14 protein-coding genes are annotated in these 9753 nt (G+C 57.5%); all 14 read right to left on the bottom strand.

Features of this window, described 5'->3' with window-relative positions; all coding sequences use genetic code 11:
* Positions 1-121: 121 nt before the first annotated feature.
* The 14 genes from OKC40_RS17315 to OKC40_RS17250 all read right to left on the bottom strand — a co-directional run bounded on the left by OKC40_RS17315 (position 122) and on the right by OKC40_RS17250 (position 9700).
* Complete coding sequence (locus OKC40_RS17315) at positions 122-517, bottom strand: hypothetical protein (RefSeq protein WP_270796221.1); 396 nt, start codon at positions 515-517, stop codon at positions 122-124.
* Positions 501-1283: a hypothetical protein gene (locus OKC40_RS17310; RefSeq protein WP_270796218.1), complete on the bottom strand. Its 783-nt coding sequence runs from the start codon at positions 1281-1283 to the stop codon at positions 501-503. Before OKC40_RS17310 ends, OKC40_RS17315 begins: the two co-directional genes overlap by 17 nt.
* A 184-nt stretch (positions 1284-1467) precedes the next feature.
* Positions 1468-1728, bottom strand: a complete 261-nt coding sequence (locus OKC40_RS17305) for a DNA circularization N-terminal domain-containing protein (RefSeq protein WP_270796216.1) — start codon at positions 1726-1728, stop codon at positions 1468-1470.
* A 2-nt stretch (positions 1729-1730) separates the two neighbouring features.
* Positions 1731-3590, bottom strand: a complete 1860-nt coding sequence (locus OKC40_RS17300; RefSeq protein WP_270796214.1) for a phage tail tape measure protein — start codon at positions 3588-3590, stop codon at positions 1731-1733.
* Positions 3591-3739: 149 nt separating this feature from the next.
* The gene (locus OKC40_RS17295; protein ID WP_263717233.1) at positions 3740-4015 is read right to left on the bottom strand and encodes a phage tail assembly protein; all 276 of its coding nucleotides are present in this window, start codon (positions 4013-4015) and stop codon (positions 3740-3742) included.
* The gene (locus OKC40_RS17290; RefSeq protein WP_270796205.1) at positions 4012-4368 is read right to left on the bottom strand and encodes a phage tail tube protein; all 357 of its coding nucleotides are present in this window, start codon (positions 4366-4368) and stop codon (positions 4012-4014) included. The genes OKC40_RS17295 and OKC40_RS17290 overlap by 4 nt, the downstream gene beginning before the upstream one ends.
* Positions 4369-5868: a phage tail sheath subtilisin-like domain-containing protein gene (locus tag OKC40_RS17285; RefSeq protein ID WP_270796203.1), complete on the bottom strand. Its 1500-nt coding sequence runs from the start codon at positions 5866-5868 to the stop codon at positions 4369-4371.
* Complete coding sequence (locus OKC40_RS17280) at positions 5868-6092, bottom strand: DUF2635 domain-containing protein (protein WP_215807225.1); 225 nt, start codon at positions 6090-6092, stop codon at positions 5868-5870. Before OKC40_RS17280 ends, OKC40_RS17285 begins: the two co-directional genes overlap by 1 nt.
* Entirely contained in the window at positions 6093-6674 is a 582-nt protein-coding gene (locus tag OKC40_RS17275; RefSeq protein ID WP_270796199.1) for a phage tail terminator protein, read from the bottom strand. It lies immediately after the preceding gene.
* Complete coding sequence (locus tag OKC40_RS17270; RefSeq protein WP_270796197.1) at positions 6671-7192, bottom strand: hypothetical protein; 522 nt, start codon at positions 7190-7192, stop codon at positions 6671-6673. The genes OKC40_RS17275 and OKC40_RS17270 overlap by 4 nt, the downstream gene beginning before the upstream one ends.
* A 12-nt stretch (positions 7193-7204) precedes the next feature.
* Positions 7205-7570, bottom strand: a complete 366-nt coding sequence (locus OKC40_RS17265) for a head-tail adaptor protein (RefSeq protein ID WP_270796196.1) — start codon at positions 7568-7570, stop codon at positions 7205-7207.
* Positions 7567-7887 (bottom strand): head-tail connector protein, encoded by a 321-nt coding sequence (locus OKC40_RS17260; protein WP_270796194.1) that lies wholly within the window; start codon positions 7885-7887, stop codon positions 7567-7569. The genes OKC40_RS17265 and OKC40_RS17260 overlap by 4 nt, the downstream gene beginning before the upstream one ends.
* Before the next feature lie 2 nt (positions 7888-7889).
* Positions 7890-8354: a hypothetical protein gene (locus tag OKC40_RS17255; protein WP_270796193.1), complete on the bottom strand. Its 465-nt coding sequence runs from the start codon at positions 8352-8354 to the stop codon at positions 7890-7892.
* A gap of 59 nt (positions 8355-8413) precedes the next feature.
* Positions 8414-9700 carry a phage major capsid protein gene (locus tag OKC40_RS17250; protein WP_270796191.1) on the bottom strand — a complete coding sequence of 429 codons (1287 nt, stop codon included), beginning with the start codon at positions 9698-9700 and terminating at the stop codon, positions 8414-8416.
* Between the last annotated feature and the right edge of the window lie 53 nt (positions 9701-9753).

Below are 9753 nucleotides of genomic sequence, written 5' to 3'. Positions count from 1 at the left end.
GATCTCGCACCTCGATAACTGTACGTAAGATCAGTATAGTTCGTGGTAACTGACTGCTAATCATGGGTAATCAGGAAAAAGTAAACCCGCCGAGTGGCGGGTTATGGTGGAATTGTCATCACTAAGAAGCTTTTGCTGATTTAAGTTGCTCCCATTTTTCAAAGTAGAGCTCAGCAGTCTCTATTGCAACTTGTCCCATTTCTTGAGAAATGGTCACATTGACCAAATCGTAGTCAGCTTCATTTCTAGCATCTCGACACTGCTTAAGAACATAAGCTAATGACTTTAGCGTCATGGCAGGATATGGCTCAGATTTACACTCTGCCGGATTTGACATGTATCCTACGGTGTTTTTGTGATGCTCGTGAGTGAAATTCGGCAAGGCAGTCAGTGAGCCAATTGACTCATGAAGCATGCTGTAATAGGCCCTTGAAATAGCGCTTCTGAATCCACTCTCATTGTTTTCAGACTGACATAAGCGAGCCGTTTCAAGAATCTGTTCACTTGTTGCCGACACGGTAGCTCACCCCCGTATGAAGCTGGCGAGGAGAGGTAAACCTCGCTAATAGTGCGCAATCATCCAGCATTGGCTCGGAACACACCTTTTCTGCAAGCTCAAAATTCATTTTTGCTATGGCTTTTGGTTCGGAGTCGCTGATGTCAACAACATAGCATCCACTACTGCTAAGCTGAACGAAACCTGTAGTAACTTTGTGATCGCTAAGTAACGTCCAAATGATTGACGCCAGAGCCTTGAACTGTTCTGGTGAGCATTGCGTGGCATCGTAGAAATTATCCATTTCCGCGAGAAGCTCGTCCTTGTGCTGCATGGCATTGCTCCGACCTTCTGATTCAGAAAGAAGTTTGATATGCATGTCCATATAGTGAGCTAACTTATCCCGGTCACCATATCGATACGCACAACTGTAAGCAGCATGGCTAAAACGTTTGGTGAGATATTTATCAGCCAATGTATAGCTAACTCTGCTGAGTTCATTGTAGCTGAAAGTATTTAAAAGAATTTGGTAGTAGTGCATTGCCAAATTGACATCATTAACATTCACGTCAAGGCACGACCTTAGGTAGGGTAATCCACTTTCAACCTTACCCGTTATGGCATCCAAGTATGACAGCACTACGTTGGTAGTGTGTGTTGGCGCGGCAGACAGCTCTGCTCTAACCCTCTTCTCTGTGAAGGGGTCGAGTTTTTTATGCTCAACAAGAAGTGCTCCAAACTCTTCAAGGTATTGTTGCGCTTTCTCAATTGGTATGCCTGCAGCCATAATGTCTTCTCTAACCAAAAGGACAGTAATTGTGGTTCTTGTGCACTATCTCGTCAACTAATAAAAAACCTGGCGCATGACCAAGTGGTTGGGAGTGTTGGTACTAGCGAATAGCTCTCACTACGCATTGGTTAATGGTGCGCTGAGCAAGTTCTGAATCTGCCAGTGCCAGGGGCTCACCAGGTCACCAGGTCACCAGGTCACCAGGTCCAGCTTGTTCCAACGCCTCAATCAGCCGATCCCGCTCGGCGATAAAATCATGGCCGATCAGATAGGCCGATATGGCGTATTCCCGGGTTTCTCGCCCCAAGTCCTCGACGCTAGGGGTGTCGCGGCCGGGATACTCATGGAGCACAGTGCGGCGACCAACTTGCAGGTCATCACTATCGACCTTGAACGCCACCCCGCGAAAGGATGCAGGCTGCAAACGGTCTGTCCTGCTCATCGCTACCCCTTCGTTGCATAACGTGAATATCCGACATCCGGTAACACTGACCAGCCAGGAGAGGCTTTACCTTCGTCAACGCGCATGTTTTGCGGGGCGTTTTCAAAGCGCACAACCATCTCGCCTGCCACTCTGCCGCCACCGGCATTGGCGCCAGCAGCCGGAGATGACGATGACAACGGCGAGTTCTTGCCGAGCGGAGAACCGCCAAACCAGCTTCCCACAGTGTCAACGGCACTACCGAATGCGCCTTTGGCTCCAGACGCCAATGAGCTTGCGGTTTCACTCGCCCATTTAGCCCCATTCATCAGTGGTTCTATGTAGGGCTTGATCTGCGCCCACAAGGAGCGGAAATACCCGACGATGGGATCCCAGTTCTTGATCAGGATGCCGAGCGGAGAAAAGTTGAAGAATGCCGACTTGATGAGCTCCCAGGCGTCCAGGCTGACCGCCTTGATTCCTTCCCATGCGGCACTGAAAAAGCCAACGATACTGGCCCATGTGCGCTGGAACCACGGGCCTATTGTTCCCCAGTTAGCGATAATCAAACCTGCAGCCATGGCGACGCCACGCAGGATCAAACCAAGCGGGGTTGCCGTCAGGGCGTTGCCAAAGAATGTGGCAGCAACACCGCAGGCATAGAGCACCAGCTTGAGAGCCGCGAAACCAGCTGCCACCCCAACCACCCCGCGAATCACCTGAGGGTTAGCTGTGGCAAACTCACTGAATTTACTGGCCATATCACCCAGCTTAGTAGCGGTACTCTCTGCTTCACCCTGGAAGGCGCCACCAATCGCTGCCAGCCCGTTGACTGCCGTGCCGGTCATCGCATCCCACAAGTTTTTCAAAGTGCGGAGCTGAGCGCCAACCCGCTGCTGCAGACTAGCCTGTCGCGCCATCTTCTGCTGGATCTCGTCATAACCGGCCTTCCCTTTGTTGATCAAAGCGCTGACCACCTTCATCGTTCCATCATCGTTTCCGAAGATCTGTTTGATAACGGTAGACTGCTGCTGGCTCGTGAGAGATTGCAACTTTTGCAATTGTGAAAACAGGTTATCTAGGCCGCCAAATTCTCCCTTGCCGTCGGTGAAATCGAGCTTGATCCCCTTACGGCTCATTAGACGGTTAGCTTCTTTAATTTTTTTGCTATCGAATCCGGCTTGCAGCACCTTGCGGAGCGCGTTACCTGACTCTTCACCAGCCATCCCCATCTGGTCCATCATGATCGCCAGCGGCGCCAGCGCCTGCGATGCTTTTAGCCCATCCTTGTTGATCATCTTCAGTATTGAGCTGCTGCTACTGAAGAAGCTGAGCATGTTGGTGTCATCCACCCCCATGTAGAAGGCTTTCTGGATGGTATCGAACAGGCTCATCATGTCTTTTGATGCAGTTCCAGTTGCATCCTGCATCTTGGCGGCGAACTCGGCCGCGGCTGCGGGAGCCTTGCCAAGCTGTACGGCCAGATAGGCCGTGGCCTCACCGACCCCACCAAGCACGGTTTCAGCACTCAGACCCTGGCGCTGCAGCATGGTCATCATGTTCTGAAAATCGGCGGTGGTACCAGGTAGCTTGTTGCCAAGTCCAACTGCAAGATCGTTGATCTTCTTGAATTCGGGGCCTACCGAACCGCTGGCATCCATCATCGCTACTTTGAGCCCGGTGGCGGCATTCTCTGACTGGGCAAAGGCTGCAATACTTCCGCCCACGGCAGCTGCCAGACCAGCGGCAATTGCTGGGGCACCATCACCCGCACTCTGGAGGTCTCGCTGCCAACCTTTGATGTTTTTGCGGATACCCTTGAGCGCCGGAGAGAGCTTGTCCACACCGGTGATCAGGGCTTTCAGTTGAAATTCATTGGCCATAACTCACCTATTTTCGGCCTTGATCAGCCGCTCACACTGCCGCTCCATCAAATCCAGCGCGTCAAAGTCATGGTGAAGGAAGGCAATTGGATCACCAGCCTTCCACCACCGCGCCATATCGAAGTAGCGGTCGAGAATGTCGCGCTCGGTTACCCCTTCAGGAAAAAACCGGCTACTTCCCAGGCTGCATTGTTGAGGTCGGCAGGCTCAATCTGCTCCACGGCGCTGGCCGGGATAGCGCACAGCTCGATCAGATAGCCCTTCACCTTTTTCATGTTGATGCTGACCTCCCCTTCGGGGGTCATGGTGTAGGGCAGGCCAAGGCGGCAAACCTGCTCACCAGTCGGCTTTTTAAGCTCCAGCTTGGCGACCGGCTCGCCGTGCGCCTGAATAGGGGCAGATAGCGTGATGATTTTATGGTTCATTGAAAGAAGCCCTCTTCGGCGTTGAATTGCAGATCGACGGTGCCATCTTCGGGGTTGTAGTTGGCCTCACCTTCGAGCCAGGCATTTTTCAGCACATGGACCCAGCCATTTGCCAGCTCGGAGGTGATGGTCATGTTGTCACCCTCGATGATCTTCTTCAGCGGAAAGCCCTTGGGCACCTTGAATGTCCCCTTCATGTAGGGTGCGCGGTGCGTCTCCTTGTAGTCATTGCCTCCGCCGAGATCGGTGATGGTCTCCTTGACCTTGAGGTTGAGGGGGACTTCCATCCCCCCTGTCAGCGACAGCTGCTCGCCGTCAACCTTGATGTAGGTAGTACCTGCGATGCGGGCCATTTATGCAGCCTCCTGATATTGCAGACGGAACTGGTTGAGCAGTGCAAAGATGCGCAGGCCGTTGACGTAGTCTGGCGGGAACAGCACGTTGACCCGACCAGAGTCGCCGTCTCGCTCCACGATCAGGTACTTGGCAAACAGCTCGCTGTTCTCGACGATCCCGAGGCGCTCCATGATGCGGTATTCACCGTTGAGCTCGCCCTTGATCACCGCCGGAGTGACGATGGCCTGACCCTCGCCGAAGCGGGTACCGTCGTTGGCCAACTTGTGGCGGCCATATTTACTGGTCACTAGGGTGCGCAGACGGCGGATCACGTAGGCGGAGGTGTGCAGGGTCTCGCTGTCGAGATAGGAGTTGTCTGCCGCGCCGTACTTGTTGCGCTGGTACATGGTGATCGCCCGTTCGACCATCATCACGCCAGAGCTGGCCGTCTGGGTGGCGATGCCACTGGTCAGCAGTACCTGCCGCTCGGAAATGGTGAAGCGCTTGCCGGTCGGTGCCGGCAGCAGGCCGTTCAGTTCGCCGGTCTGGGTCGGCCGTGCCGGGTCGATGCGGATAAACACCGCATTGCGGGCGCAGCTGGCAGCCGCCACTTCGTAAGGAGAGGCAGCCGTCAGCGGCTCGACGCCGATCGTGGTGATGTGCTGGCCGTTGCGGGCCTTGCCGAAGGTTGAGAGTTCAGAGAGCGTGCCGCGCTTGGCGCTGTAGAGATGGCCGTAGATTTGACGCAGCCAAGACCAGCGGCCGGTGCCGTCGTTCATCTCCGCCTCCAGCACATCCAGCGAGCCGCTGTCGTGCCAGGGGGTGGCAATAAAGTCGAACGGCTCATCACCCATGGCGGCAATGGCCGCGGTAAGATCTGGAGATCCGGCGCCCCCGCTCAGGCATGACTGGGCAGGCAGTGCCACGTTGATGCCATTCGGCAGGGATTCCCCACCCATCACGCCGCGATAGTTGAGTGCGAGGTTGATGTCGTTACCGGTCAACCCCTTCCATTTCGCAGTGAGAGTCACTACGCCAGCAGAGACGGAGGCTGTCACCGGCAGGCTGGCGTCCTTGTCAATAGCGGCCTTGATACTTGCTGCCACTACAGTAGGAGCATCAGCTGCAGACACTCCAGCCTGAACGCGCTTGCCCGCGATGTAGAGAGAGACGACACCGGAGGAGATGGCAGTGCCGGTAACCGTGATTGTGGCTGTCGCGGCGGCGCCTGCGCTGGGTTCGGGCACGTCGATCAGCCACAGTTCACCGAACGAATCGACATTGCGATAGGCGGCCACCATGGCGGCCAGCTGGCTGCCGGCACCGACCAGACCTGCCGCCTGGGCAGGGTTGGTGATCTGCTGCAGCTGGTTCTTGCCGGTGGTGATGGTTGCCAGGCCATGCCCAAGCACCAGCGCCCGCAGGGTTTCGCTGGCGCTATTGGCCGCCGAGTTGTCCATCTCCGCATAGAACAGCGGCACCCGCAGATCGGCGGGAACATTATTGAAGCTGACCATTATTTTGCTCCCTTCTTGCTGACCGGTACCTGAGGCGCAGCCTCGGCTGTAGGCTCTTGCTCAGACTCCGGCGCTGGTTCCTCCGGAGTTTCGATGACGACATCGCCATCAAGCTGGCGGCGATACCAATACTGGTTGGCGCTCACCTCCCGCCCTTCTGCAGGCAGCAGGTCGCCGCGGTCAGGATCGGGGACCGATCGACCGTCATTGGGTTTGACGAACATTTATTGCTCCGGATTTATCTGGAATTGGAACTCGATAACACCGTCAGGCCCGCTGCCCGGGTCTATCAAATCGATGCCAAACCCTTTGGCTGGGTTATTGGCATCAACGCCATCGAACGATGGCAACTCTTCAAGGTCAGCCCATTGGCGGGTATCTTCCGGGCCGATCTCGAATTCGGCCGAGAATTCGAACTGGTAGTAGAGGTGCGCCCGATTCATATCGAGCAGGTTGCCGCCCTGATAGGTAATGCCGTCGTACTTCTTCTCGTCAGGCGACCAGCCAATCAGGGTCTTCCAGAGCGCCTCTCGCGCATCCTCTATCACATCAACAGAGGCTTGCCCGCGAGCGTCCTGGGTGTTGTTGACCACCACTACCACTGCGAAAGCGTCGGTGATCTTCTGCCAGTAGTCGGTCTGGCTGCGGTTCTCTTCTGCGTTGTCATCGAGGGGGATGACATAGGCGGCTGGCAGGGCCAGCTTGTTGTTCTCGGCCAGCGGCTTGAACTCGGACGCTCCGGCGACCCTGCCACCAAACATGGGGCAGCGCTGGCGAATGGCCGCAATCAGCGGGCTTATCTTCATGTCTGTTTCTCCGGCCTGACCGATGCCCGCAGCGCAGTGAACAGGGTTCGCTGGATTTCGTAGCTGCGGTATTTGAGGGTTTTGGCGAAGTAGTTCGCACGGGGGGCGATACGCCATGGCGATCCGCCGCTGGCCCCCTTGCGGTGGCTCTTGACCCGCTGGGCGCCACGCCTGACCCCGTAAAAGAGGTATGCCGGGTAAAAGCCGTCGCTCGGGATGTCTTTCGATGCCCCCTCGCCCTTGTTGTGGCTGACCTTAACCATGAAGCCCGGGCGGCTGGCGGTCGCTCGCGGCACGAAGTAGCCGATCGACTTGGCCAGATCGCCGGACTGGTAGCCAGGAGCTTGCCCTGCACTGGAGATGGCCCGCCGCGCCACAGCACGTCGGTTGTCACGCAGCAGGGTGCGGCCGATATCGACAAATGCCCGCCTGACGCGGGCCTTGTTGAAGCGGATCTCCTGAGCGTCAGGGAAATCAACGTGGAGGTAGATACCGGAGTTGGAGTTCTCAAACGACATGGCGACCTCTCGTTATGTCGGAAGATCCAGCTGCTCAAGTTCGACCAGCGCCCAGACAGTTTCGCCGTTGAGCGGCTCGCAGCGCTTCACCCGATAGACGGCATCCTTATGTACCATCTGGTGGTCACCGGTGAGCTGGCGCCAGCGGATCAGGCATTTGTGCGTCACCTTCTCGTCAATCTGTACCCCGGCCATGTAGATGCCGCCGGTGACAGGCATCAGCTTTCCCCAGACGGTGATCTGGTCGTGGTACTCGGGGCGCGTGGAGAAGTTGTCGTCAGGAACCTCTGTAACCAGCCTGATCTGCAGACGCTGCTTGAGCTCGCCGGCGCTTGGCGGACGCATAGCGTTGACGACTGATGACTGGCGGATCTTCATATCGGCATCCTGGTGTAGGGGCCAATCAGGTAGCGAAGCGCAAAGGGAACCTCAACCTTCTCGAAGTCGGATACCGCCTCGCGGTTGTTGAACCAGTGCGCGACCATCAGCAGGCCTGCTGCCTTGATGTCATCACTGATCACCAGCTGGCGAGGCGTCATCTCAGCCATCGGCGCATCGAGCAGCTCCCGATCGGTGTGCTGCTCGATAGCCCGGCGGGCGGCCACGATGTAGAGGTTAAGCAGCAGATCCTGGCTGGCGTCATCATCTTCGAGGCGGCACTGGTGCTTCACCTCTTCCAGCGTGATCCACGACATAACTACTCCTCAGCTTGTTCCGGCTCGGCTTCCGCCAGTGCTTTCTTGATCACCAGTTCGGCTTCAGCCGGTGACAGGCGGGTGATATCGCCGCGGCTGTAGTTCTTCCACGGGCCGGTGAAGCGAACCAGCACCCGCTCATCAGGAAGGGGGGCCGGCTCATCGCCGCTCCTCTGCTCGTGATCGGCGTCAGTGGCGCCAGCGGGCTGATCACCAGTCAGCAGCGCGGGGCCAGCTCCGGCTGCATCGCCTGGCGCTTGGCCTGCTGCGTGGTGGTCAGAATCCGATTCATCGCCGTCGCCAGTTCCGGCGTGGGGATCTTGCCCGGTACCTGCATCGGCATCGGGTTGGGGGGTGTCAGTTGCATTGCTGGTCGGCTCCTGCGGCAGTTCGCCGCTCCTCTGCTCGCGATCGGCGTCAGTGGCAGATGCCTGCCCTGCGCGAGGGCCTTTCGGTGGCTTGGCCATGTCGGCTCCTTGTTACAAGGGGATGAGAGAGGGCGCCAGTGCGGCGCCCTGCTGCGGCCTTACCAGGTGACCTTGGTACCCAGCGCCAGACCTTCCGGATGACGGAAGCCCACATCGTGGTTGCCGACCAGGCGGATCAGCGACTGGTTGCGGGAGAAGGCGCTGACCAGATCGCCGTTGGTGTCCTTGTAGGTGGCTTCGGTGGAGAAGTCGATGGTCATGTTGTCCTGCTCGCCGATCACCACGTCGTTCCAGTCGGCGAAGTAGATCTCCGACTCGTTGGTACCGGTGCCGAGGTTTGCCGGGATGGTGTTGGTGTGCGCAATGGGGTAGCCCTTGAGCAGGCCTTGCGCCATCTCCGGATAGACCTTGTTGCCGTTGCCATCGCGCAGGCCGAACAGCTTCATCCAGGTGCGCGGGCTCATACCCCAGCCCGGATTGACCATCAGGCTGTTGGAGCTCATCAGCAGGAGGATCAGGCTGTCGAGATAGGCGTCGATGGTCTTCATGTCGGCAGTGCCGGTCCACTCGACGGTGCGGCTATTGTCGGTCGCGACCTTCTTGAAGCCGGTCGGGGTGTTTCCCGTGCCGTCATCGCGCAGGAAGGCTTTATCCTCGCGCACCGCCATGGCGGCGATCATGTCGCTCAGCACCAGCTGCTCGACGCTGTAGCCGGCGCGACCAATCAGCTGGTTACTGATAGGAACCAGGGTGATCATGGTCTTTGCAGACAGCTTCACATCGTTGAACTGGCTGGCGCTGCTGTTGGCATCAGAGCCCTCGCCAACGTAGCTGGACTGAGCGCCGCCACTCATGCGTGGCAGAGAGAGGTTGCCATTGGGCAGCGGCAGTACACGGGCGCCCAGCTTGCGCACAATGGTCTTGGGACGCAACAGCTCGATCACTTCGGAGTGCAGGTTCTCGGGGATCAGCGCACCACCGGAACCGGCGGCGGTGCTAATGGCCATGGCCACCTGCTGATCACCGATCTCGGTGGCGGCAAACTTCTCAGCCTGCTGCATGTCGCCCTTGCTGGCGGCGATAGACATTGCCATACGGGCGAAGCCTGCGCCGGGATACTGTTTCAGTTCCTGCTTCACATGGACGGCCGGAGGCGCCTGAGAGCCGTGAGCATTGACAGGTACAGCCTGCTGCGCCATCAGGCGCTCAGCGCTCTCTTGGCGGGCGATGGCGGCGCTGATCTTGTTCGCTTCGCTCTCAAGGTCAGCAAACTGCTGCAGCTGCTCATCGGTAAGAGCTGTACCGCTGGCTTCGAGTTGCGCCAAGGCGTTGACCTGGGCGGCGATTTCGCCACGCTCGCGGCGGAGGGCTTCGATAGTCTTCATCGATTGGTTTCCTTTGGACATAAAAAAAGCCCCTTTCGGGGCTTGTTGGGATG

The organism is Aeromonas sp. QDB11, assembly GCF_027705265.1.
Classification (GTDB): Bacteria; Pseudomonadota; Gammaproteobacteria; order Enterobacterales; family Aeromonadaceae; genus Aeromonas; species Aeromonas allosaccharophila.
The sequence above is the reverse complement of the archived record's forward strand: the minus strand, read 5'-3'. Positions and strand labels throughout refer to the sequence as shown.